Below are 22,411 nucleotides of genomic sequence, written 5' to 3'. Positions count from 1 at the left end.
ACCAGGTACGCACCTACCGGGCCTGGTACGCCCACATCACCTTGTCGATGCTCGCCCTCGCCTGGCTCGCCGGGACGAAAACCGAAGCGATAAAAGGGGAATCGGGATCGAAGATCAGGGCATGATCGCGTACACGCTACCCGAGATCCGCCGCCTGCTCGTGCAACTGATCCTGCGACACGCCCACCCGGACGAGCACATCTGGTCCTGGTCGAAGTGGCGACGGCGCCGACAACACCAGGCCCGCACCTCCCACTACCGACGTCGCGGACACTTCCCATAAGTGCCGTTGCAGTACTAACCGATATCCCCCTGTATCTACTCCGTCGATCACGTCAGGAAATTCTCATGCGTTTTGCCACCGTCCGACATGACGGAAGTCAGGTCGCCGCCGTCGTGGACGGCGAATTGGTGTATCCGTTGCCGTCCGGCACCTCGGTCCTCAACCTGGTGGGTAGTGGGCTGGTAGCCGCGCTCGCCGCCGGGGAGCAGGCGGTGTCGACGGCCCGGCCCGTCCCGGTCGCGGACGTGGCGTTCGACGCCCCGCTCCGGCCACCGACGATCCGCGACTTCGTCACCTTCGAGGAGCATGTCGAAGGGGTGCGCGCGAGCGTCCAGGAGGCGACCGGAGTCCCGGACGCCTGGTACGACGCCCCGCAGTTCTACTTCACCAACCCGTACTCGGTCACCGGTCCCGACACACGGATCATCCCGCCGGCGGACTGCACCGCCCTCGATTTCGAACTCGAGGTTGCCGTCGTCGTCGGCAAGGCAGGCACCGATCTGACCGTCGAGGAGGCCGCGGACCACATCTTCGGGTACACCGTCCTCAACGACTGGTCCGCCCGCGACCTGCAAAAACGGGAGATGCAGGTGGGCCTCGGCCCGGCGAAGGGCAAGGATTTCGCCAACAGCCTCGGCCCGGTGCTGGTCACCGCCGACGAATTTACGGATTTCCACGACGAGGACGGGTTCCTGACCCTGGCCTGCACCGCGCAGGTCAACGGCGTCGAGGTCGGCGCGGACGTGCTGTCGAACATGGGCTGGTCCTTCCCTGCGCTGCTGGCCTACGCCTCCCGCAACGCCCGCATCGAACCCGGCGACGTCCTCGGGTCCGGGACCGTCGGCAACGGCGGCTGCCTTGCCGAACAATGGGGCCGGCGCGGCCGACAGGACCCACCGTCCTTGCAGCCCGGTGACATCGTGACGCTCGTGGTGGAGGGCATCGGCACCCTCACCAACACCATCGGCGCCCCGGCTGTTCCGGCGCCGACCCTGCCGCCACCGAGGCGGCGCGACCACGTTGCCGAACGGGCCCGCCACACGACGACGGTATCCACATCATGAACACGCCCAGGACCCGGCTGGCAGGCAAGACCATCGTCGTCACCGGCGCGGCCGGTGGCATCGGTGCGGCCATCGTCGGTCGCCTCGAACACGCGGGCGCCGAGGTGATCGCCCTCGACCGCACGAGCACCGCGGTCCCACCCGTCCGCGGCTTCGACGTCACCGACGCGCAGCAATGGCGGACCCTGGCCGAGGGTCACGCCGGAACGATCCACGGACTGGTGAACTGTGCCGGCATCACCCGCCGGGCACGCCTGCACGACGTCACCGCCGCGGACATGACCGACGCCTATGCGGTGAACGTCCTGGCGCCACTGTTGGCGATCCAGGCGCTGTCTCGGCTGATGCCCGCTGGGGCGTCGATCGTGAACATCGGATCCATCGCGGCCCTGACCGCCCACTACCCGGTTGCCTACACCACCAGCAAATGGGCGGTCCGCGGATTGACCCACACGGCCGCCCTGGCATTGGGAGAGCGCGGGATTCGGGTCAACATCGTGCACCCCGGATTCATCGACACCCCGATGACCGCGTCCGCCCCCGACGCGTTCCGTTCCGCCTCGGTCGATGAGACCGCACTGGGGCGGGCCGGATCCGCCGACGACATCGCAGGCACCGTCGAGTTCCTGCTCAGCGACGACTCCGCCTACATCACCGGCAGCGAGATCACCGTGGACGGCGGGGCGACCTCCCACGGTGGGGTGAAATCCATCTCGGACGCACTGCGCACCGCGACGAATACTCCATCGATCACAAAGGAATCCGCATGACCGACGCGCGTACCGCTACGGCAGCGGTCACCCTCGACCGCACAGATCCCGAGTCCGCGATCGCCGCCGCGGCCCACCGCTGTTCGAACTGGGGCCGGTGGGGAGAGGACGATGTGCACGGCACCCTCAACTTCCTCGACGACGTCAAGCGGGCGAACGCCGCCGCGCTCATCCGCCACGGCACTAGTTTCAGTCTGTCGTTGCAGTTCAACATGGATGGGCCGCAGAAGGGTTGGCGCCGACGCACCAACCCGGTGCACACGATGCTCGACACCGGTACCGACGCCGAGGCCGGAACCCAGGGCTTCCCCCACGGTCTCGGCGGCGCCGACGACGTCATTGCGATGCCGCTGCAGTGCTCCACACAATGGGACGGTCTCGGGCACATCTTCGACCACGGCCGAGCCTGGAACGGGCGCCGGGCAGGGCAGGTCGTCACCTCGCAGGGCGATCAGGTCACCGGGATCGAAACCGCCGCCGATCTGATCGTGGGCCGCGGAGTGCTGCTCGACGTCGGGCGGGTGGTCGGCACCGACGGTGAATTGCCCGACGGGTTCGCGATCACCACCGAGCACGTCGAGCGGACCATCGCCACCCAGGGCGCCTCTGCCGCCGTCGGTCGAGGCGACATCGTGCTGGTCCGCACCGGCCACCTCTCCCGCGCACGGCGGGAGGGCTGGGGCGACTACGCCGGCGGTGCGGCACCGGGATTGTCGTTCACCACCGCCGACTGGCTGCACGGCAGCGAGATCGCCGCCATCGCCACCGACACCTGGGGGTTCGAGGTGCGGCCCAACGAGTTCGACAACGCATTTCAACCCCTGCACCAGGTCGCTATCCCCAACATCGGGCTGTTCCTCGGCGAGATGTGGGACCTCGACGCTCTCGCCGCGGACTGCGCCGCCGACGGGATCTACGAGTTCTTCCTCACCGCCGCCCCCTTGCCGGTCACCGGCGCCGTAGGCGCCCCGGTCAACCCGATTGCGGTCAAGTGAGCACGACCATGCAACAGGGCAGGTTGGCCGGGAAGGTCGCGGTGATCACCGGCACCGCCGGCGGGCAAGGCCGGGAGGCGGCATTGCGTTTCGCCGCCGAGGGCGCCACCGTCTACGGCTGCGACGTCAACAGCGACGCGGCCGCCGAGACCGTGGACCTCGTCACAGCCACTGGCGGAATCATGAACAGTGTCCATCCTCTCGACCTGACCGCCGAGGACTCGGTGCGCTCGTGGATCGACGGCGTCGGCGCCGTCCACGGCCGGATCGACATTCTCTACGCCAACGCCGGATTCGCGACCTTCGCCGCGATCCCCGACATCGCCCTCGAGGATTGGCGTTTCGTCATGGCCCACGAAGTCGACCTCGTGTTCCTCCCGATCAAACATGCCTGGAAGTACCTGGCGCAGTCGGCGAATGCGTCGGTGATCCTGGTCGGATCCACGGCCGGGTTGACCGGTTCGGTCACCAACACCCGGCTCGCGCACACCGCCTCCAAGGGTGCGGTGGTCGCGATGACGAAACAGCTCGCGGCGGAGGGCGCAGCGCACCACATCCGAGCGAACTGCATCAGCCCCGGCATGATCCGCACCCCGCAGTCCGAATCGACCCTCCTCTCCGACGACCACCCGATGCGGCACATCGCGTCCGCAATCCCGCTCGGCCGCCTCGGCACCGCCGCCGACGTCGTCAACTACGCGGTGTTCCTCGCCTCCGACGAGTCCGGCTACGTCACCGGCACCAACCTGATGGTCGACGGCGGCTGGTCCGCGGTACTGCCCAGCTGAAAACGAAACACACTAGGAGACAATAATGTTCGAGTACTTTCCCGGAAACTACGTCTGGAACCTCGGCGTCGTCGCCACACTCAACAGCGGCGGCTACATCGACGAGATCGACCGCGCATGCCGACCGATCCGCGATGCCGCCACCCGCGGCGAGGATGCCGGTACCGAGGAGTTCCTCGCGTCCTGGACCGCGGTCGTCGACGACCTCGTCGACAACGCCGACCGCGATCTCGCGGCAGGCCACGCACGCACCGCCGGCCGCACCTACGCACGCGCCGCGAACTACCTCGTCAACGCTGAACGCATGCAGAGCGCCGACGCCCCCGACCGCAACGCCATCTACCGCCGCGTCCTGGATCTGATGGAGCGGTCGTTCGAACTCGCCGACCCGCTCACTGTCAAGGTCACGATTCCTTTCCGGGACACCACCTTGCCCGCCTACTTCACCCGCCCCACGGACGTGGACGGGCGGACGCCGTGCATGATCATGTGGAACGGTCTCGACAGCACCAAAGAACACATGTACCTGTCCGGCTTCTGCCACGAACTCGCCCGTCGCGGTATCGCCACCCTGATGGTCGACTGCCCCGGCAGCGGTGAAGCACTGCGCCTGCAGGGACTCACAGCGCAGATCGCCACCGAGGAATGGGCCGCCGCCTGTGTGGACTATCTCGAGACGATCGACACCATCGATGCCGACCGAATCGGTCTCGTCGGCTGGTCTCTCGGCGGCTACTACGCACCGCGGGCGGCCGCGTTCGAGAAGCGCCTCGCGCTGTGTGTGGCGTGGGGCGCCAACCACGACTGGGGCAAGGTACAGCGTCGCCGCGTCGACCGTGAGGGCGAACGCCCGGTGCCGCACTACTGGGAACACGTGATGTGGGTATGGGGCCATGACGACCTGGACGAGTTTCTCGACTTCGCCGACGCAATCAACCTCGACGGCGTCGTGGAGAACATCACCGTCCCCTTCCTGATCGCACACGGCGAAAACGACCGGCAGATTCCAGTCGAATACGCCCACCGCTCGTACGAGCAGGCCACCGCCAGCCCGAAACGGCAGCTACGGATCTTCACCGCCGAAGAGGGAGGCGCCGAACACGTCGGTCTCGATCACCTGCCGCACGTGAGCGATTTCGTCGCCGACTGGGTCGCCGACACCTTCACCGAACTCGCCGCCCACCCGCAGCCGGCCACCACCGTCGCCGGTAGCTGAGACACAATCCGGTCGGGCACATCTGGGTCGACGGCCCGGTGGCCCGCCGTGGAGCAATGAAAGGACGCAGCCATGTTCGAACTGAGGACCTACACCCTGCGCACTGCCGAAACACTCGACCAGTACGCCAACGTTCACTGGCCCCGGCATATCAGCAGCCTCGGCAAGCACGGGATCACCACCCATGGAATCTGGACAGAACACAGCGACGATTCGCACCGGCTGATCGCGCTCGTCTCCTGCGAGCCCGACGCCGACATCGAACAGGTCACCCGCGACTTCATGACCAGTGCCGAGTTCGCCTCGGACATGGCCGGATTCGACATGCGGAACTTCACCTCCGTCGACACGGTGCGACTCGAAACCACCGCGTCCTCACCGCTTCGTTGATCGCGCAGCGATGCGAGGGTGATCTGGCCCGGTCACCGGCAGCAGCGCAGGGTCCTATGGAGATTCGCGAGGTGGTTGCGTAGGAACTCGAGGTGGTGTCGGGGTCAGGCGGTGTGTGTTTGGGCAACGGTGCTGGTGACCTGGTCGGTATGGCCGTCGCCGAGTGGGTCGGGCCATGTTGTCCAGGTGTCGGGGCCGAGTTCGATCTCGGCGGTGGTCAGCAGACACGCATCGAGTTGGTGGCGCAGTGCGTCGGGGTCGATTCCCTGGCCGATGAAGACCAGCTCTTGCCGGCAGTCACCAACTGGTTCTTCCCATTTGCCGAGAATCCCCGCGCGGCGGTAGTCGTCCTCAGGCCAGTAGGTTTCGGGCAGGAACTTCCACCAGCGTCCGACGTAGCCGTGTCGGATCAGGTGGCCGGCCTGGGAGATGCTGCCGATCTCGGTGAATCGGCTTGCGTTCCAGTAATAGCCTTTGGCACGCAGAAGACGACCGTTGGCCCATTCGCTGGTGAGGAACTGGTGCAGCCGCCCGGGGTGGAAGGGGGCGCGTTCACGGTAGACGACGGAACTGATTCCGTATTCCTCCGTCTCGGGGGTGTGTTCGCCCTGTAATTCTTGGAGCCAGCCGGGTGCCTGGGCGGCCTTCTCCAAGGAGAACAGGCCGGTGTCCAAGATGGTGTCGAGGGGGATCTGGCCGTGGGACATCGACTGTATGCGCGCAGTGGGGTTGAGTGAGCGCAGGACTGCGGTCAGTTCGGTCAGGTGCTCCGAAGTGACGAGGTCGGCTTTGCTGACCAAAATGACATCCGCGAACTCGATCTGATCGACCAGCAGGTCGGAGATGTCGCGTTCGTCGTCGGGTGCGTCGGTCTGGACGCGGCCGCCGGTCTGGTAGTCGTGAAGGAAGCTGTGGGCATCGACGACGGTCACCATGGTGTCCAGGCGGGCGATATCTGCCAGAGCGTGTCCGTCGGTGTCGATGAAGGTGAACGTTTCAGCGACCGGTAGCGGCTCGGAGATACCGGACGATTCGATCAAAAGGTAGTCGAATCGTCCATCGGCGGCCAGTGCACTGATTTCCGCGAGAAGGTCTTCGCGCAGAGTGCAGCAGATGCAGCCGTTGGTCATCTCGACGAGTTTCTCTTGTGAGCGGCTCAGTGAGATCTCCCGTTCGACTTCGGCGCTGTCGATGTTGATCTCGCTCATGTCGTTGACGATGACGGCCACCCGCCGGCCCTCCCGGTTTCGCAGGACCTGGTTGAGGAGGGTGGTTTTTCCTGCACCCAGAAATCCTGACAGCACGGTGACAGGAAGTCGTGTGTCGGCCATTGTTTGGAGTCCTTCCGACGGTCGGGGAGATCCCGGCTAGGGAGGGCGTGGGCGGGAACGCGTACCCGCCCACGCCGTTGGTGACAGTGCGGCAGCGGGTCAGGCTGCCGGTTCGAGGTACCCCTCGAACAGGTCGACTACGACGCTGCCGGCGTCGGTGTCGTCTCCGAACAGGTCCTCGGCCGCGAACTTGACGTGGTAGGTCGGTTCCTCCCCGGCGTCAGCGCGGCCGTGGCCGATGGCGTCGGGGAACGGCCATTCCTCGCCGGTGCGGTGGGTGACGGTCCCGACCCTGCCGCGGCAGTAGGCGGGCATCCGGATATGACCGGGAACGTACTCGTCGCGGACCCGGACACGTTGCCCGACCTCGAAGGTGATGGTGTCGGTGCGGGCCGGCCGGCCTTCCGACTCGGCCGGCCGGGACAGCGGGAACGGGCCCCCGGCGAGCGCTTCGAGTTCTTCGTGGGTGAGGATGCCTTTTTCGACCATGAGGGTGGCAACGCCGATGGCGTACCTCTCGTAATAGGGCGTCATCATGTAATGGCGGGGTTCCATCCGTTCGACGACGTAGCGGACCTCGTCGACACTGAAGGCCCCCAGCTCCGCCACTCCGAGGAAGAACAGGCTGTAGGGCAGGTGTTCCCAGTCGGCGTGAAAGGTGGGACCGATATCGGCGTTGACGGTGTGGGGCACCTTGCCGAACCCTTGAACACCGGCGAGATCGTGAACTCCATCCATGGGTTTAGCTCCTTTGATTCGGTGGATCAGTTGGCCGGGACCTGCGGGACTGCGACCCCGATCAGGCAGTCCTTGGTGACGATCTGCTGCAGTTGCTCCTGGGTCCAGCCTTCGGTGCCGGCGGGCCGTTGGGGGAGCACGATGTAGCGGGTCTCGGCGGTGGTGTCGTACACGCGGATCTCGACATCCTCCGGGATGTCGGTGCCCATCTCGGACAGCACTTTTCGAGGTTCACGGACGACGCGGGCGCGGTACTCGAAGCTCTTGTACCAGGTCGGCGGCAACCCGAGGATGGGCCACGCGGTGCACGAGCACAGGGAGCATACGATGACGTTCTTGAGGGTAGGGGTGTCTTCGAGCGCCACAATGTATTCGCCCTGCGGTCCCAGATAGCCGTACTGGTCCACGGCCGCGGTGCCGTCGGTGAGGAGCAGGTCGCGGAATTCCGGGTCGGTCCAGGCTCGCGCAACGAGTTCGGCGCCGCGTTTCGGGCTGAAGTCCTCCTCGAAGGTCTTCTTCCACCCTTCGGTGTAGCCCTCCGGGACCAGACCCTTTCCGTCGAGCGCACGGAACAGGGCCCACGCGCGATCCGACGCCGGCGCTTGAGCTGGTGCCGCGTTGTCTGGTGTGTGTTCGATCGTTGCCGACATTGTTTCCACTTTCTGTAGGGGCTGATACTTGTGAAGTGGTGGTGTGAGTGGGCGGGTAGGACGCGCCTTGTCTCAGGCGAGACTCAGACGTGCAGCGGTAGCCGGTTGGCCGGTCGCCGTGGGGAAGGCGCCGCGGATCTGTTCGAACGCGCGGCCGGCGCGTAAGACCGTGGCGTCGTCGAATCGCTTCCCGATGATCATCATTCCGACGGGAAGGCCGTTCACCAGACCTGCCGGCACCGACAGGGCGGGGTGGCCGGTGACATCGAATGGGGCGGTGTTCGCGATCATTCCGAGGGCTTTGGTGACGTAGGTGACTCGGTCCACATCCTGCGCCGGTAGTTCGGAGGCAACGTAGGGCAGGGTCGGCATGACCAGGACGTCGTAGTTCTCCAGCGCCGCATCGTAGGCGGCGCGAGCGCGCGGTACCAGGTTGCGGGCCTTGCCGTAGCTCGATCCGCCCAACGCGGTGACACCGTGATGGCCGCACAAGGCGACGAGTTTGACGGTTTCGGACAGGGCATCGGCGTGCTGGATGCGGTGCTGCGCAAAGTACGCCATCAGTTCGGGGTCGTAGAGGCCGTCTGCGTTGAGGCCGTAGCCGTTGCCGTCGAGCATCTGATAGGCGCCGCCGTCGGTGGCGATCACGTTCCACACGTGGAACGCGTGCAGATGCCACGGAACGCTCACCTCGTCGACCACGCCACCAGCCTCGGTGAAGCGGTGTGCAGCCGCACGGACCGCATCATCGACCTCCGGCTGTGAGTTCGCGTGCCCGAATCCCTGGCTCACGACGCCGACCCGCAGGCCGTCGATCCCGGAGTCGAGGGTCGAGACATAGTCATCCACCACGAGGTTGTCCGGCTGGCGGGGATCGTGGCCGTCGCGGCCGGCGATCACCGACAGAAGCAGGGCGGCGTCTTCGACCGTGCGGGTGATGGGCCCGAGATGATCGATCGTGCGCTCGATGGGGAAGGCACCGGTGTAGGGGACCAGCCCGAACGTGGGCTTGTGCCCGACCACGCCACAGAATGCGGCCGGAATTCGGATCGACCCACCCTGGTCGCCGCCGATCGCCATGTCGACATCGCCGTTGGCGACGAGGGCGGCACTGCCGCCTGAGGATCCACCGGCCTCGCGGTCACGATCCCACGGGTTGCGCACCGGACCGCTGGCCGGGGTGAAGCTCGAACCGGAAAAGCACAGATCCTCACACACCGCCTTGCCCGCCACCGTGGCGCCGGCATCGAGCAGTCGGGTGACCACGGTTGCATCACGGGTGGGAACGAACCCCTCCAGCGACCGCGATCCGTTCATCATGGGCACGCCGGCCACGGTCACGTTGTCTTTGATCGCCACACGCCGGCCGGCCAGCGGACCTTCTGTCGCCGTCGAGATACTCGTGGTTACATACCATGCGCCCAAGGGATTGTCGCTCGCATCAGGTGTCGCATGATCGCGGGAGGGTGCCGAGAAATTCTCGTCCGCATACAGGTCGTCGACTACGTCATACGAACCGAGCGCGCCATCGACCAAGCCTGCGAACTCCAGCCGAGTCGCAGCGTCAAAATGTAGGCCGTAATGATCTGCGGCAGAACCGATTGCGTCGTCGTTCGGTCGGATGACTGTCATCAGGTGGTGCTCCTCACGTGCTTGACCGGTTGGGCGTCGCGCATCATGCCGGTCTGGGGGTGGCAGTTGATGTACTCGTACAGCTGGTCGCACGCGTCGAACACCGAGACCTCGTGATAGAGCCGAAGTTTTGACAGGCCGGCGGCGACGCGGAAGAAGGTGGTGAAGATTCGCAGATGGGTCGGATGGGATTCTGCCCAGCGCTCGAGTTTGTCGAGCGAACCCCAATGGCCGATGTTGTAGCTCAGATCGAGATAGTTCCCTTCCAGATCGATGTTGCGCACGAACCTGTTGCTGTAGCAGCCCACCGAATCGCCGTTGTCGCGAAGAAAATCCATGCCCTGCTGCAAGGTCGGGAGAATTTCCTCGAGATACAGGGCGCGCTCTTCGGATTCGGCATCCTTCCAATCTTGGCCGGACCGAATCAGCGCGATATTGTCGTGACCTTGTACCACCACACGGCCACCCGCTGCAGGATCGCCGCTGATCACCCGCAGATCGCCCGAGGGCTGCATCCAGTCATTCTGGGAGATCGGGAAACGTTCGCGCATCGAACCCCAGTACCCGTGTTCGTTGATCTCGCCGCTGATCCCGTCCATGACAGCGCCGACACCGGGGAGGTGGTCCTGAAAGGCGTAGAGCGTTTCGAATTGCTCGGCCCGCGGGGCAACGATCTCGCGGAAGTAGCCAAGTCCCTCGGACAGTCGTTCATCCGATGCCCACCAGTCGGCCGCGGCTGAGCCTTGTATCCAACGAGTATGGGCAGCAACGTCTTTCCAGTATCCGGCGACAATCAGATTCTCGTAGCCCTGATTGTCCACATGATGGGTCAGGTCGTGGTGCAGCGGGCCGTCGTCGAGATCGAAGCCGGCAACGATGTCGCGCATGGCCGCAAGCGCGGCCGGGCGTTGCTGGTCGCCGCGGAACTGCACGCCGAGATACGCCATGACAACCTGCTGCAGGTGCTCGTCAGCGCGTCCCACCCACATCGGGAAAGGGGGTTGGTAGTCGTCGGGCACACGCCGAGTCAAGCTCCGCGGACATGTGAGATGGTCGCCGATTGCAGATTCCATGAAGACTCCTCATTCATGAGTTGGGGCTTGCCGAGAACGTTCGGCAACTCGGTTGGTGATCGAAACTACCGCGCTGTCCCGGTGTGGATTTGACTGCGAGCGACAGGTAGTTCGACGATCAGCGACACTCGGCGCCGATCCTGTGGTCACTGCCGGAGAGCTGTGGCGCCGAAGTCGTCGGCGTACACGCTGTCGTCGTGTGTACCCGCCAAGTGTGCGTGCAGCGCCAATGACCGTCGATAGGCTCGTGTCGTCGCGATTCTGCTGACACCGTCCCTCAGGTCGGCCGGCCAACGGTAGGGGCGGATCAGCGTTCGGAGAAGTGCCATGACAGCGTCGAGCAGCAGGAGTGGCATGCTATCTCGCTCCGCGAGGAGCGATTACTCCGTAGGGGTCCACAGCGTGACGAACGGCGATGAATTCCATAGTTTGTCCTTCTGTCTACATCGACGATCCGCTAGCGGCCGGGACGAGGAATCGTCAATCGGTCCAGGATGTCCCGTGAGCCATCCGGGTCTTTCCGGCGTACTCGAACGGTAGGAGCTTCCGGGTCGTGATGTTTGACGCTCAGCGACTACCCCCTTTGCACTCCGCGACATCGTCATCGCGGGGGCGGAACCACTGGCGCCGGAATTCACAGGGTTCGCGTGTTTCTTCCGCGTAAATAGGCGAGCGCGCGTTGACATGCGGTTTCCCCGCTCATAGCGTTGGGTTCACGCGAGGAGAGGAAGCTGTTCATGACGTCGTTGCCACCGCCTGATGGCGACCTCGTGCATGGGGACTGCTCGGTTTGCCGGCCCGCGAACACACCAGTGCTGCAACCGTCACTGTCGCGCGCCGGGTCGACACCTCATCAGCGTCGCGAGGTGGTTCGGACCACCACGCTCGGCACCTGGATCGACACGATCCGCGACACCTTCGTCGCGCTGGATATCGATCCCGCCGAGCCCACGCACTTCACCGGCGCGGTCCATACCCGGCATTTCGCGCACCTGATGGCTGCCGACGTCACCGCGACATCGCAATCCTTCCGCCGAACGGCGAGGCTTGCCAACCGCCACCCACTCGATTTGATGCAGATCGGCATGGTTGTCGCGGGTGAGGGCCAGCTCATCCAGGACGGACGTACCTGCATTCTCGGCCCGGGTGATTTCGCCCTCTACGAGACCTCACGACCCTTTACCTGGAACCTGCATCCGGACTGGCACCTGCGAGTGTTCACCTGGCCGCGCGCCTCGGTGTCGCTCACCGAGAGCCAGTCACAGCAGTTGACAGCGCGGACCGTCAGCTCCACTTCCCCTGTGGGACAGTTACTGTCACCAATGTTGTCCAGGCTCCTCGTCGCCGACGGGGAGGTCTCCTCCGGAGGCGCGATCGGGCTCGCCGGCGGTTTGGCCGACCTGGCCATCACCGCGGCGCAGGAGGAATGTCAGCCCGACGATCCAGATGCCGCCATGCGGGAGTTGCACGCGAACATGGTGCAGTACATCGGACAGCACCTCGACGACCCGGACCTGTCCCCGTCCGGGATCGCTCAGGCTTTCTTCGTCTCCACCAGAACCGTCCACAGGGTGTTCGCGCGCTTCGACGCAACCGCTGCTGCCACGATTCGCGAACACCGACTCGAGGCCTGCCGCCAAGCGATGGTGGCCCCACGCAACATCCCCCGATCCCTGACCGACATCGCGGCCCAGTTCGGGTTCATCGATCTGTCCGTCTTCAGCAGAGCATTCACGGCGACCTACGGCATCAGTCCGAGCCGCTACCGCGAACAGCACCGATGATCGAGGCCCGAGGGCCCATCCGCCGCCAGTAGGCGCCCGCCCGCGGACGGCGTCTTGCGCGGCCCTGCGTCGCGTTTCTCAACGGTGTCGATCTCTACGTCGAGGCGATCTGGTCCCAGCCGTCGACGGATTCGGGGGTGCGGGGCGCGGGTCCGGTGTAGATGGCGCCGGGGCGGACGAGTTTGCCGAGACGATTCTGCTCGAGGATGTGGGCGCACCAGCCGGCGGTGCGGCCGCAGGTGAACATCGCGGGCATCATGTGCGCGGGGACCTCGGCGAAGTCGAGGATGACCGCGGCCCAGAATTCGACGTTGGTTTCGATGGCCCGGTCGGGGCGGCGTTCACGCAGTTCGGCGAGGTCGTCGTTCGCGGCGCCAACGTGATGCACGGCTATCTGGGGCGTCCGGAGGAGGCAGACCGGACCATCGTCGACGGCTGGCTCCACACGGGCGACGTCAGCCGACTCGACGAGGACGGGTACCTCACCCTCGTCGACCGTATCAAGGACATGATCATCCGCGGGGCGAGAACATCTACCCCAAGAAGATCGAGAACGCACTCGCCACCCACGACGGAGTCCTCGAAGCGGCCGTCGTCGGAGCGCGCCCCACGAGTTGAAATAGCCGATGTCGGAAACTGTTTCGTTCCCCTTCGAGTTGCCGTGTGATCCATGACATTATTCGCGGGGAGGGTGGTCCGAAATATTCTGCCGGGCTCGAGTTCTCCTCGAGCTTTGTCCGCGGCGGACAGTGCGGACGGCTACGTGGCGGCGGGAACCCACTGTGGATCGCGGCCGGTGAGGCCGAGCAGTTGCTCGAGCAGTGGCGCGGAGTCAGGAACGGTCACCGGTCGCCCGAACAGTCCGGGCGTGCCGTGCGGGTTCTGGTCGGCCGATGACTTCGCGAACTCGTATGCGGCGCCGAGTAGTTCCGGTGCGCTGTGGAAGTTCTGATCGGTGGCGACGGCGAGGTCCCAGCCGTGCACGACGATCTCGTCCACCGCGACCGCGCCCGCGACGTCGGCCGGTAGGTCGAGTCCACCTGCCTGGGTCATCCCGTGCCAGGCCGCCTCCTCGCGCCAGGCGCCGGCGAGCGCGGCCAGACGCTGCGGGATCCGGGTGCGCCAGTCGGTGCCGAGGCGAGCGGCGTCGGCGGAGGGTGGTTGGCTGCCCCCGGCGGGCGGTGTCTTCGTCGCGGCGGCGGTGAACGCAAGCGACAGCCCGTCGATGTGGTCGAGGAGGTCACCGACGGTGAGCTCCGGGCACGGTGTCGGTGCTGTGAGTTGATCGTCGCGCACGGACTCGACGAGAGAGGCCATTACGTCGGTGGCGGGTTCGAGATCGAACATTCTCAGCACTCCTCGCGTCGGTCACTATGCGGATCGGTGACGGTTCCACGGTACGACGTGCTGCATCGATCGAGGTCGAAATCCAGGTCATCGGCCATGATGGGATCGAGCGAGCTCCCGGTATCTGTCGCCAGGGCGTCCTACCGGGGTTTGGCTATCAGCACTTCCCCTTCGAGTCCGTCGGGGTCGCGGAAGAAGATGCTCTGGACGGCGCCGAAGTCGTTGACGGCTCCGTCGCTGGCGGCCTCGTCGATCAGACGTTGCCGAATCGTGGCGAATGCTTCGTGTGAGGCGGCCTGCAGGCCGACATGATCGATGCGTCCCCGTCCCCACATGGGTGTTTGGCGCTCAGGTTCGGTGTTGCCTTCGATCACGAAGATGTTCAGTTCGGTGTGCGGGCCGATGCGGATGACGGTCATCGTTTCTCTGCCGTCGTCGCCGTGGGTGCGTGTGGGTCCGACGTCGGCGTCGAACACATCGGCGTAGAACCGGCCCAAGCGGGCGGCGTCCTTCGAGATCCAGGCGATGTGGTTGATACCGTCGAGCAGCACGCTGTTCGCCTGACGTTCGGGTTGCAACGGCTCGTGAGGCCTCGATCCTGCAGGATCGACAGGCCTCACACATGGGCAGCCGCCCGGCTAATGATTGCGAAGCTCGTCGATGAGCTCCTTCTTGTTCAGTTTCGAATAACCCTGCAAACCCAGCTCTTTGGCACGTTTCTGGAGCTCGTCGACCGTCCAGTCCTCGTATGACTGCGACTTCCCGCCCGACTTTCCGACGTTCTCGCGCCCACGACTGGCCGCGGCATTGGAGATTCGTGCGGCCTTCTCCTTGGAATCGCCCTTCTCGCGGAGTTCCTCGTACATTTCCTGGTCTTTGAGTTGGGGTTGCGAATCCTTGCGTGCCATCTCGTGTTCCTCCCATCCGAAACATCGACGCTGCTGCATCTTCCGCCTACCCGTGCCACAAGCGAATCAAACAACACCTCGTGTGCAGTGCAGTCGCGCGCAGTTAATTTCGACTTGTTCGAGACCCAGGGATGGACACCCGAGCCGTCCGCAGAGACCAGCGACGCTTCGCGGACCTACATGACGATCGATCCACCGCCCGGAGACACACTCACCCTGGGCTTCGACGCCTACATTCAGCCTTCGAGTCAGCTCGGCCACTCGGGATCGGTCTCGGTGTCCTGGTGCCCTGATGGAGATCGTGATCCGTGCGGCGGTCCTGTCGTCATGGGCGACCTCGTTCAGCAGGGCGTGACGCAACAGGAGTACTCCGTTACGTCCGCAGTCCTCGCGGTCGGAGTGTTCGCCCTGCTCACACTGGCCCTGGCATGGGCCAATGCGCGATTCCCCCGCGTGCGTGGGGTCACGCACGGTGTTCCCGTCATCATCGTTCGTGACGGGATACCCGACCTGCAGCGGCTACGCACCGAGCGAATGTCGCTGGACGACCTGATGGCGGATGCCCGGCAGAAGGGCATCCGCCGGTTCGACGAAATCGAGCTTGCCGTGCTCGAGACCAACGGCCGCGTTTCGTTCTTCACCCGGGCGGGTGGCGCGGGCGAAGGTGCGCCGGAGCAACCGGGCATCGCGTGAGATGCGGTGGGAGTCGCTCCTGCCTGGCGTACCGCGACGGCGTCCCGAGCCCTTACTTCGTCGAGGTCAGTGACCTGAGAAAGAAGGCCAGGTTGGCGGGGCGTTCGGCGAGACGGCGCATGAAGTAGCCGTACCACTGCTCGCCGTAGGGCAGATAGACCCGCACGTGTTGCTGCTGCTCGACCAGACGCAACTGCTCGGCGTCCCGGATGCCGTGGAGCATCTGGATCTCGAACTCGTCGGTGGTGCGACCCGTGGCCTTCGCCTGCGCCAGTGCGGCGTCGACCATGGCCGGATCGTGGGAGGCGACCATCGGGTAGCCCTCGCCGTTCATCAGGATCCGCAGACACTGCAGGTAAGCCTCGTCGACCGCGGGCTTACCTTGGTAGGCAACAGATGCGGGTTCCTTGTACGCGCCCTTGCACAACCTGATCCGCGATCCGGGCCCGGAGAGGTCCCGGCAATCCGCTTCGGTGCGCTTCAGGTAGGCCTGCAGCACGGTGCCGAGAGTGGGAAAGTCCTCGCGGAGCTCTCCCACGATCGACAGGGTCGAGTCGGTGGTGGTGTGGTCCTCGGCGTCGACCGTGACCCAGACGCCGGCTTCCTCGGCCGCGGTACAGATCTTGTGGGCGTTCTCGAGTGCCACGTTGTGACCGTCTTGGGGCAGGAACTGTCCGAGCGCGGACAGCTTCAGGGAGACCTCGATGCTGCGCGGCCGACCGCCGGAGTCAGTGGCCGGGGCACGCTGCGCCAGCGACGACAACAGCGTCAGGTAATGCGACACGGTTCCGGAGGCCTGCCCGAGATCGGTGGTGTCCTCGCCGAGGTAGTCGATGCTGATGTAGCGGCCGGAGTCCAGGATCGAGGTCGTTGCGGTGACGGCCTGGTTCTCGGTCTCGCCGGCGACGAACCGGTCGACGAGGCTCTTGGTCACCGGAATGCGACTGACCGTGCGTTCCATGCGAGGGGAGCGGGCTGCGGCGAGCAGGGCGGGCCGCAACAGATCCGCGGCCGCCATCAGATGTCCTCGGAGGAGTCGGCGCCCTGGTGGGGGTAGTGGTGGTCGGTGGCCGGGACGAACGTTTCCTTGATGGTGCGGGCGGAGGCCCAGCGCAGGAGGTTCTGCGGGGAGCCGGCCTTGTCGTTGGTGCCCGACGCCCGGGCTCCTCCGAAGGGCTGTTGTCCGACGACGGCGCCGGTGGGCTTGTCGTTGATGTAGAAGTTGCCGGCCGCGAATCGTAAGTCGTCGGTGGCCTGGGCGATCGCGGTGCGGTCGTCGGCGATGATCGAGCCGGTCAGCGCGTAGGCGGACCCCTTGTCGACCAGGTCGAGGACCTTCTCGAACGATCCGGCGGCGGAGTCGTCGTAGACGTGGACGGACAGGATCGGTCCGAAGTACTCGGTGCGGAAGGCCTCGTCGGTGGGGTCGTCACCGAGCAGGACGGTGGGGTCGACGAAGTAGCCGACGCTGTCGTCGACATGGCCGCCGGCGGCGATGGTCAGGCTGGGGGTGGCCTTGGCGCGGGCGATGGCGTCGGCGTTGCGGTCGAACGCCCGCTGGTCGATGACGGCGCCACCGAAGTTCGAGAAGTCGGTGACATCCCCGTATTCCAGCGTCGACGCCTTCTCGATGAAGTCGTTGCCCATCTTCGCCCACACCGACTTCGGGACGAACGCGCGGGAGGCCGCGGAGCATTTCTGTCCCTGGTAGTCGAACGCGCCGCGCAGCAGGGCGGTGGTGAGGGTGTCGGGGTTGGCGGAGCTGTGGGCGAGGACGAAGTCCTTGCCACCGGTTTCGCCGACCAGGCGTGGGTAGCTGTTGTAGTTCGAGATGTTGTCGCCGACCTGGCGCCACAGGTGCTGGAAGGTGGCGGTGGACCCGGTGAAGTGGATCCCGGCCAGGCGGGGGTCGGCGAGAACGATGTCGGAGACCTCGGCGCCGGGGCCGTTGACGAGGTTGATAACCCCGGGCGGCAGACCGGCGGCCTCGAGCAGTTTCATCGTCCAGTACGCGGCCACGGCCTGGGTCTGCGAGGGCTTCCACACCACGGTGTTGCCCATCAGGGCGGGGGCGGTGGGCAGGTTGCCGGCGATGGCGGTGAAGTTGAACGGAGTAATGGCGTAGACGAAGCCCTCGAGGGAGCGGTATTCGAGCTTGTTCCACACGCCGGGGGAGGAGATCGGCTGGTCGGCGAGGATCTGCCGGGCGAACTGGACGTTGAAGCGCCAGAAGTCGATCAGTTCGCACGGGGTGTCGATCTCGGCCTGGTACGCGGTCTTGGACTGGCCGAGCATGGTTGCGGCGGAGAGGGTTTCACGCCACGGTCCGGACAGCAGGTCGGCCGCGCGGAGGAACACTGCGGCGCGGTCCTCGAAGGACAGTGCCCGCCAGGCCGGGGCGGCGGCGGTGGCGGCTGCAACGGCGTCCTGGATGTCCTGGGCGCCGGCGTTGGTGAAGGTGCCCAGCACGGCGGCATGCCGGTGCGGCTGCACGACGTCGATCGCGGGGCCGGTGCCGCGCCGGTGCGCACCGCCGATGACGTTGTGGATCTCGGTGGGGTTCGAACCCAGCTCGGCCAACTTCGCCTGCAGTCGGGCACGCTCGGGGCTCCCCGGGGCGAAGGAGCCCACCGGCTCGTTGATCGGCTGGGGCGTGGTGGTGACGGCGTCCATGGAACCTCCTACGGGGGGGTGTGGCGGCGAAGGAACCGCCGCTCGAACTAGGTGTAGTCAACACCAGAACAGAGCCGAGATATTGAGCCAACAGGACAAGAGATGCTGATGAAGGTTGTACTGTTGGCTAAACCTGTTCTCACCCTCCGAGCGGAGCGATGTCGGTGCCTTCCGGAAATCGAAGTCCTGCCACGGCAGCCGCGGCGTCCGATCCTGCTGCCGAAACCATCACGCTGCGTGAGCTTCTCCGTGCTCTCGACACCGCGGTCGTCGAGCTGATCGACGCTCCCGCGGGTGACGACGTCACTGTGGCATCGGTGGCGCTCGTCGACAGCTCCGATCTGACGGTCGAAACCGAATCGCAATCTCCGATGCAGGACTTGTATCTCCATGTGGGGGTTGCCGACGCCGACGCCGTGCGCTGGTTCGACGACGTCTCCGGGCGGGCGCGACGGCACCGGCCGCATGCGGTGATGTCGAAGACGGCGCACGAATCGAGCGCAGTGCAGGCGGCGGCGCACCGTGCCGGCGTCGCCCTCGTGGCGGTGCACCCGAAGGCGCGATGGGATCACGTGTTCCCGCTGGTCCAGCGCATGCTCGACCGGTCTCGCCGCGGGCGTGGCACACCTGCGGACCCGGATCTGCTCGCCACGGACACTGACCTGTTCGGCCTCGCGCAGATCGTCGCCCAGAACGCCGGGGGGATGGTCTCGATCGAGGACGCCCAGTCGAAGGTGCTCGCATACTCTGCCTCCGACGAAGCGGCGGACGAACTGCGCGCCTTGTCGATCCTCGGCCGTGAGGGCCCACGCGATTACCTGCGGACACTGCAGAAGTGGGGAGTGTTCGACCGGCTCCGGGAAAGCGACGAGGTCATCGACGTGCCCGCGCACGAAGAACTCGCCACCAAGCGGCGCCTGGTGGTCAGCATCCGCCAGTCCACCGAGGACACCTCGACCGCACCGCGGCTTCTCGGTTCGATCTGGGTGCAACAGGGCGACGCACCGTTCAATCCGGATGCGGTGGACGTGTTGCGCGGCGCTTCGGCGATCGCAGCCCGGATCATCTCCAGAAGTCTCAACGCCCCCTCCACCGAGGGGTTGCTGGTCCAACGGTTGTTCGGTGCGCGTGGTGGGGGCGTCGATGTTCCCTCCGTGGCCAGCGCCCTGAACTTGCCGATGAGCGGCGCGGCCGCTGTCGTGGGCTTCGCGCCGACCGGATCGGAGAGCTCGACGGCCACCGGCGAGTTCGCCGGAATGGGCAGCATGCTCCGCCTGCACGCGAGCTCGTTCAGCCGCCATTCGGTCGCCACCGTGATCGGTGATCGCGCCTACGTGCTCCTTCCTCGCTACAAGTCCGCTGCGGGGGTCACCGCGTGGACGCGGCAGCTCGTCGACCAGTTCGAGGCCAAGCGGTCGATCGTGCTGCGGGCCGCGATCGCCGTTCCGGTTCCCGACCTCGCGCAGGTGGCCGCGGCGCGGGTCGAGGTCGACCGGGTTCTCGACGGCACTGCCGCCACGTTCCCGGAGGGACGGGTGACCACGCTCGCCGAATCCCGCACCGCGGTGCTGCTCGGGGAGATCCTCGACCTCGTCGGCGAGCACCCGGAACTGCACGATCCGCGCGTCGATGCGCTGTACGAGTACGACCGCAAGCATGGTTCCAACCTGTGCGAGAGCGCCGAGACCTACCTCGCGGAGCACGGGGACGTTCGTAATGCCGCCGCCGCACTGAGCGTGCATCCCAACACGCTGCGGTACCGGATCCGCCGAGTGGAAGAGATCATCGGGATCGGTCTGCAGGACGCCGCCGACCGGCTGCTGTTCGAACTGCAACTTGCCGTGCACCGGCGCGCGACACCGGAGAAGCCGCCGCAGGGTTGACGCGTTGGTCAGGAGATGACGGCAGACCAGATCTCGTCGACGGAGAGGCCGGAGTCGTCGCTGAGAACAGCTTGGGCGACAAGGAGTTTCCCGGTGTTGACCAGATGAACGCGCATGGCGGCTTCCGCTCCGCCGGGGTCCCCGGCGATGATGGCATCGATGATGGGCGCATGCTCGTCGTCGATGTCGGTGAGTGTTCTGGTCTTGTCGGCGGTATTGGCCCCGAGCAGCCGGGTGGTCTCGCGAAGGGTCTTGACGATCGCGCGGGCTCGGGCGTTGTCGGCGGCGTCGAGAATCAGGTCGTGAAGCCCGAGATCATGATGGGCGAACTCGTGTTCGTCGCCGCCGGCGGCGGCGTCCTGCATCAGGCGTCGTTGCCGCTGCAGTGCATCCGAGAGCGTGGGGTCGGCCACGGCTGCGGCCTTGCGGACCGCGGGTAGTTCCAGGGCCAACCGGACTGCGAAGATCTCCGCGATCTCCTTCGGCTGGGGGAGAAGAATGCGGAAGCCCTGGCGTGCTTCGAACTTGATGACTCCCACTTCTTCCAGGCGCAGCAAAGCGTCCCGCACCGGGGTTCGGGAGATGCCCAGACCCTCGGCGAGTTGGTAGACCGAGTACTTCACTCCCGGTTTCATGCGGCCGTCGTCGATGGCCGCCCGCACCGCCGCGATCGCCTGCTCCATCCGTCGTCCCGCGAACGGGGTGAGCGGTTCGAGTTCGAGCGCTTCGTCTGCCACCCGATCACTGTAACAACACGGGGCTGTTCGTAGCATGCTAGGTGCATGTAGCATGCTACGAATGATCTCCGCTGAATCACTGGCCGCTGAGCTGCGCAGTTCGGGAGTGAGCGATGTTCTCTCCGACGGCACCACCCGCGCTGCCTATTCGTCCGATGCGTCCCTGTACCGGGTGCGACCGCTGGTCGTCGCGCGGCCGCGCCACGCCGACGAGGTCGCTGCCGCCCTCGCGGTGTGCCGCAGAGAGGGCGTGCCGCTGACCTCTCGCGGTGGCGGCACCTCCGTTGCAGGTAACGCCGTCGGGACGGGACTGATTCTCGACTTCAGCCGGCACATGAACCGGGTGCTGTCGATCGACAGGGACGCACAGACCGCCACCGTCGAGCCGGGCACGATTCAGACGGTGCTGCAGCAGGCCGTTGCACCGCACGGCCTACGATTCGGGCCCGACCCATCGACGTTCACTCGCTGCACCATCGGCGGCATGATCGGAAACAATGCCTGCGGTTCGCGCACGCTCGGATACGGCCGGACCTCAGACAACGTGAAGGGCCTGCACGTTCTGACCGGGACCGGGGAGTCGTTGCAACTGGGTTCGGCCGGCGAGGTGACGGCCTCCCCGGCGCTGAGTGCACTACAGCAGGTCACCCGCGCCGGTTTGGCGACCATTCGCACCGAGCTCGGGCAATTCGGCCGTCAGGTGTCCGGATACGCCCTGGAACACCTGCTGCCGGAAAATCGGTTCGACGTGACCCGCATGCTGGTCGGCACGGAGGGCACCCTCGCGGTGGCAACCCGCGCGACGGTCCGCTTGGTGTCCGAGCCCGCCCACCGCGTCCTGGTCGTGCTGGGGTACGCCGACATCGCGTCGGCGGGTGACGCGACCCCGCTGGTGCTGAAGTTCGATCCGACCGCCTGCGAGGGTATCGATTCCCGGATCGTCGAGGTGGTGCGTGAGCGCCGCGGCCCGGATGCGGTTCCGCCGTTGCCTGCGGGGGCGGCCTGGTTGTTCGTCGAGGTCGTCGGCGACGACCTCGACGAGACGATCGCCAGGGCCCGGCAGGTCGGACGGGACTGCGGAGCCGTGGACAGCCTCGTGGTCACCGACGCGGGCCGTACCGCCCAGCTGTGGCGGATTCGCGCCGATGGTGCCGGACTGGCCGGCCGCAGTCCTGCCGGCCTGCCCGCGCACGCAGGATGGGAGGATGCGGCCGTGCCACCGGCCATGCTGGGCGACTACCTACGCGACTTCGACGCCCTGATGGACGAATTCGGCGTCACCGGCCTGCCGTACGGGCACTTCGGTGACGGATGCATGCACGTGCGCATCGATTGGCCGCTCGACAAGCCCGGCGGCGACGGCATCTTCCGGGACTTCCTGGTCGCGGCGAGCACACTCGTCGCCGGCTACGGCGGATCCCTGTCCGGTGAGCACGGGGACGGCCGCGCCCGCAGC

At 66.0% G+C, this 22,411-nt stretch carries 21 protein-coding genes and 4 pseudogenes; 13 read left to right on the top strand and 12 right to left on the bottom strand.

What is annotated here, in order from left to right; genetic code table 11:
* The 8 genes and pseudogenes from ACNJ7E_RS40000 to ACNJ7E_RS39965 all read left to right on the top strand — a co-directional run.
* Window positions 1-125 (top strand): annotated as a pseudogene (locus tag ACNJ7E_RS40000) (IS701 family transposase); the annotation flags it as partial.
* The gene (locus ACNJ7E_RS39995) at window positions 122-283 is read left to right on the top strand and encodes a hypothetical protein (RefSeq protein WP_418339497.1); all 162 of its coding nucleotides are present in this window, start codon (window positions 122-124) and stop codon (window positions 281-283) included. The pseudogene ACNJ7E_RS40000 and the gene ACNJ7E_RS39995, both read left to right, overlap by 4 nt.
* 65 nt (window positions 284-348) lie before the next feature.
* Entirely contained in the window at window positions 349-1,347 is a 999-nt protein-coding gene (locus ACNJ7E_RS39990) for a fumarylacetoacetate hydrolase family protein (RefSeq protein WP_418342446.1), read from the top strand.
* Entirely contained in the window at window positions 1,344-2,117 is a 774-nt protein-coding gene (locus ACNJ7E_RS39985; RefSeq protein WP_418342445.1) for an SDR family NAD(P)-dependent oxidoreductase, read from the top strand. Before ACNJ7E_RS39990 ends, ACNJ7E_RS39985 begins: the two co-directional genes overlap by 4 nt.
* Window positions 2,114-3,112, top strand: a complete 999-nt coding sequence (locus ACNJ7E_RS39980) for a cyclase family protein (protein ID WP_280784323.1) — start codon at window positions 2,114-2,116, stop codon at window positions 3,110-3,112. The genes ACNJ7E_RS39985 and ACNJ7E_RS39980 overlap by 4 nt, the downstream gene beginning before the upstream one ends.
* Window positions 3,109-3,900 carry an SDR family NAD(P)-dependent oxidoreductase gene (locus ACNJ7E_RS39975; RefSeq protein WP_418342444.1) on the top strand — a complete coding sequence of 264 codons (792 nt, stop codon included), beginning with the start codon at window positions 3,109-3,111 and terminating at the stop codon, window positions 3,898-3,900. Before ACNJ7E_RS39980 ends, ACNJ7E_RS39975 begins: the two co-directional genes overlap by 4 nt.
* Before the next feature lie 25 nt (window positions 3,901-3,925).
* Entirely contained in the window at window positions 3,926-5,116 is a 1,191-nt protein-coding gene (locus ACNJ7E_RS39970) for an alpha/beta hydrolase family protein (protein ID WP_280784321.1), read from the top strand.
* Window positions 5,117-5,188: 72 nt separating this feature from the next.
* A complete protein-coding gene (locus ACNJ7E_RS39965) occupies window positions 5,189-5,506 on the top strand; it encodes an NIPSNAP family protein (protein WP_280784320.1) in 318 nt (105 codons plus the stop codon).
* A gap of 104 nt (window positions 5,507-5,610) precedes the next feature.
* Here ACNJ7E_RS39965 and zigA read toward each other — a convergent pair whose 3' ends face one another.
* The 5 genes from zigA to oxdA all read right to left on the bottom strand — a co-directional run bounded on the left by zigA (window position 5,611) and on the right by oxdA (window position 10,930).
* Entirely contained in the window at window positions 5,611-6,837 is a 1,227-nt protein-coding gene (gene zigA / locus ACNJ7E_RS39960) for a zinc metallochaperone GTPase ZigA (RefSeq protein ID WP_418342443.1), read from the bottom strand.
* A 99-nt stretch (window positions 6,838-6,936) separates the two neighbouring features.
* Entirely contained in the window at window positions 6,937-7,575 is a 639-nt protein-coding gene (gene nthB / locus ACNJ7E_RS39955; RefSeq protein ID WP_280784318.1) for a nitrile hydratase subunit beta, read from the bottom strand.
* Window positions 7,576-7,601: 26 nt separating this feature from the next.
* Window positions 7,602-8,225, bottom strand: a complete 624-nt coding sequence (nthA, locus tag ACNJ7E_RS39950) for a nitrile hydratase subunit alpha (RefSeq protein ID WP_280784317.1) — start codon at window positions 8,223-8,225, stop codon at window positions 7,602-7,604.
* Window positions 8,226-8,297: 72 nt separating this feature from the next.
* Window positions 8,298-9,857 carry an amidase gene (locus ACNJ7E_RS39945; RefSeq protein WP_280784316.1) on the bottom strand — a complete coding sequence of 520 codons (1,560 nt, stop codon included), beginning with the start codon at window positions 9,855-9,857 and terminating at the stop codon, window positions 8,298-8,300.
* The gene (gene oxdA, locus ACNJ7E_RS39940) at window positions 9,857-10,930 is read right to left on the bottom strand and encodes an aliphatic aldoxime dehydratase (protein ID WP_348539674.1); all 1,074 of its coding nucleotides are present in this window, start codon (window positions 10,928-10,930) and stop codon (window positions 9,857-9,859) included. Before oxdA ends, ACNJ7E_RS39945 begins: the two co-directional genes overlap by 1 nt.
* 737 nt (window positions 10,931-11,667) lie before the next feature.
* On the opposite strand from oxdA, the gene ACNJ7E_RS39935 reads away from it, so the two are divergent.
* On the top strand, window positions 11,668-12,714 hold the full coding sequence (locus tag ACNJ7E_RS39935) for a helix-turn-helix domain-containing protein (protein ID WP_418342442.1): 1,047 nt from the start codon (window positions 11,668-11,670) through the stop codon (window positions 12,712-12,714).
* 94 nt (window positions 12,715-12,808) lie between these two features.
* Here the strand turns inward: ACNJ7E_RS39935 and ACNJ7E_RS39930 are convergent.
* Window positions 12,809-13,072: pseudogene (locus ACNJ7E_RS39930) on the bottom strand (citrate/2-methylcitrate synthase); the annotation flags it as partial.
* Between ACNJ7E_RS39930 and ACNJ7E_RS39925 the strand changes: the two are divergent.
* Window positions 13,067-13,317 (top strand): annotated as a pseudogene (locus tag ACNJ7E_RS39925) (AMP-dependent synthetase); the annotation flags it as partial. The pseudogenes ACNJ7E_RS39930 and ACNJ7E_RS39925 overlap by 6 nt on opposite strands.
* A gap of 156 nt (window positions 13,318-13,473) precedes the next feature.
* Here the strand turns inward: ACNJ7E_RS39925 and ACNJ7E_RS39920 are convergent.
* The 3 genes from ACNJ7E_RS39920 to ACNJ7E_RS39910 all read right to left on the bottom strand — a co-directional run bounded on the left by ACNJ7E_RS39920 (window position 13,474) and on the right by ACNJ7E_RS39910 (window position 14,969).
* A complete protein-coding gene (locus ACNJ7E_RS39920; protein ID WP_280784313.1) occupies window positions 13,474-14,061 on the bottom strand; it encodes a TIGR03086 family metal-binding protein in 588 nt (195 codons plus the stop codon).
* Between the two features lie 140 nt (window positions 14,062-14,201).
* Window positions 14,202-14,612 carry a VOC family protein gene (locus tag ACNJ7E_RS39915; protein ID WP_280784312.1) on the bottom strand — a complete coding sequence of 137 codons (411 nt, stop codon included), beginning with the start codon at window positions 14,610-14,612 and terminating at the stop codon, window positions 14,202-14,204.
* 87 nt (window positions 14,613-14,699) lie between these two features.
* Window positions 14,700-14,969 (bottom strand): DUF7218 family protein, encoded by a 270-nt coding sequence (locus ACNJ7E_RS39910; protein WP_009472909.1) that lies wholly within the window; start codon window positions 14,967-14,969, stop codon window positions 14,700-14,702.
* Between the two features lie 321 nt (window positions 14,970-15,290).
* Between ACNJ7E_RS39910 and ACNJ7E_RS39905 the strand changes: the two are divergent.
* Window positions 15,291-15,662 (top strand): annotated as a pseudogene (locus ACNJ7E_RS39905) (DUF421 domain-containing protein); the annotation flags it as partial.
* A gap of 52 nt (window positions 15,663-15,714) precedes the next feature.
* Here ACNJ7E_RS39905 and ACNJ7E_RS39900 read toward each other — a convergent pair.
* Window positions 15,715-16,680: a proline dehydrogenase family protein gene (locus ACNJ7E_RS39900; protein ID WP_418342441.1), complete on the bottom strand. Its 966-nt coding sequence runs from the start codon at window positions 16,678-16,680 to the stop codon at window positions 15,715-15,717.
* Window positions 16,680-18,335, bottom strand: a complete 1,656-nt coding sequence (gene pruA / locus ACNJ7E_RS39895) for an L-glutamate gamma-semialdehyde dehydrogenase (protein WP_418342440.1) — start codon at window positions 18,333-18,335, stop codon at window positions 16,680-16,682. The genes ACNJ7E_RS39900 and pruA overlap by 1 nt, the downstream gene beginning before the upstream one ends.
* A 158-nt stretch (window positions 18,336-18,493) precedes the next feature.
* On the opposite strand from pruA, the gene ACNJ7E_RS39890 reads away from it, so the two are divergent.
* Window positions 18,494-20,218, top strand: a complete 1,725-nt coding sequence (locus tag ACNJ7E_RS39890; protein WP_418342439.1) for a PucR family transcriptional regulator — start codon at window positions 18,494-18,496, stop codon at window positions 20,216-20,218.
* 8 nt (window positions 20,219-20,226) lie between these two features.
* On the opposite strand, the gene ACNJ7E_RS39885 is transcribed toward ACNJ7E_RS39890, so the two are convergent.
* Entirely contained in the window at window positions 20,227-20,955 is a 729-nt protein-coding gene (locus tag ACNJ7E_RS39885; RefSeq protein ID WP_418342438.1) for a GntR family transcriptional regulator, read from the bottom strand.
* Window positions 20,956-21,007: 52 nt separating this feature from the next.
* Between ACNJ7E_RS39885 and ACNJ7E_RS39880 the strand changes: the two genes are divergently transcribed.
* Window positions 21,008-22,411, top strand: a 1,404-nt coding sequence (locus ACNJ7E_RS39880; protein ID WP_418342437.1) for an FAD-binding oxidoreductase, incomplete at its 3' end; no start/stop codon positions are given.

This window comes from Rhodococcus mengyinensis, from assembly GCF_048381435.1.
In the GTDB taxonomy this organism is placed as follows: domain Bacteria; phylum Actinomycetota; class Actinomycetes; order Mycobacteriales; family Mycobacteriaceae; genus Rhodococcus_F; species Rhodococcus_F opacus_D.
The sequence above is the reverse complement of the archived record's forward strand: the minus strand, read 5'-3'. Positions and strand labels throughout refer to the sequence as shown.

Coding starts and splice junctions, on each gene's coding strand:
- ACNJ7E_RS39995 (WP_418339497.1), top strand. CDS start 122: ATGATCGCGTACACGCTACCCGAGATCCGCCGCCTGCTCGTGCAACTG.
- ACNJ7E_RS39990 (WP_418342446.1), top strand. CDS start 349: ATGCGTTTTGCCACCGTCCGACATGACGGAAGTCAGGTCGCCGCCGTC.
- ACNJ7E_RS39985 (WP_418342445.1), top strand. CDS start 1,344: ATGAACACGCCCAGGACCCGGCTGGCAGGCAAGACCATCGTCGTCACC.
- ACNJ7E_RS39980 (WP_280784323.1), top strand. CDS start 2,114: ATGACCGACGCGCGTACCGCTACGGCAGCGGTCACCCTCGACCGCACA.
- ACNJ7E_RS39970 (WP_280784321.1), top strand. CDS start 3,926: ATGTTCGAGTACTTTCCCGGAAACTACGTCTGGAACCTCGGCGTCGTC.
- ACNJ7E_RS39965 (WP_280784320.1), top strand. CDS start 5,189: ATGTTCGAACTGAGGACCTACACCCTGCGCACTGCCGAAACACTCGAC.
- zigA (WP_418342443.1), bottom strand. CDS start 6,837: ATGGCCGACACACGACTTCCTGTCACCGTGCTGTCAGGATTTCTGGGT.
- nthB (WP_280784318.1), bottom strand. CDS start 7,575: ATGGATGGAGTTCACGATCTCGCCGGTGTTCAAGGGTTCGGCAAGGTG.
- nthA (WP_280784317.1), bottom strand. CDS start 8,225: ATGTCGGCAACGATCGAACACACACCAGACAACGCGGCACCAGCTCAA.
- ACNJ7E_RS39945 (WP_280784316.1), bottom strand. CDS start 9,857: ATGACAGTCATCCGACCGAACGACGACGCAATCGGTTCTGCCGCAGAT.
- oxdA (WP_348539674.1), bottom strand. CDS start 10,930: ATGGAATCTGCAATCGGCGACCATCTCACATGTCCGCGGAGCTTGACT.
- ACNJ7E_RS39935 (WP_418342442.1), top strand. CDS start 11,668: ATGACGTCGTTGCCACCGCCTGATGGCGACCTCGTGCATGGGGACTGC.
- ACNJ7E_RS39920 (WP_280784313.1), bottom strand. CDS start 14,061: ATGTTCGATCTCGAACCCGCCACCGACGTAATGGCCTCTCTCGTCGAG.
- ACNJ7E_RS39910 (WP_009472909.1), bottom strand. CDS start 14,969: ATGGCACGCAAGGATTCGCAACCCCAACTCAAAGACCAGGAAATGTAC.
- ACNJ7E_RS39900 (WP_418342441.1), bottom strand. CDS start 16,680: ATGGCGGCCGCGGATCTGTTGCGGCCCGCCCTGCTCGCCGCAGCCCGC.
- pruA (WP_418342440.1), bottom strand. CDS start 18,335: ATGGACGCCGTCACCACCACGCCCCAGCCGATCAACGAGCCGGTGGGC.
- ACNJ7E_RS39890 (WP_418342439.1), top strand. CDS start 18,494: ATGTCGGTGCCTTCCGGAAATCGAAGTCCTGCCACGGCAGCCGCGGCG.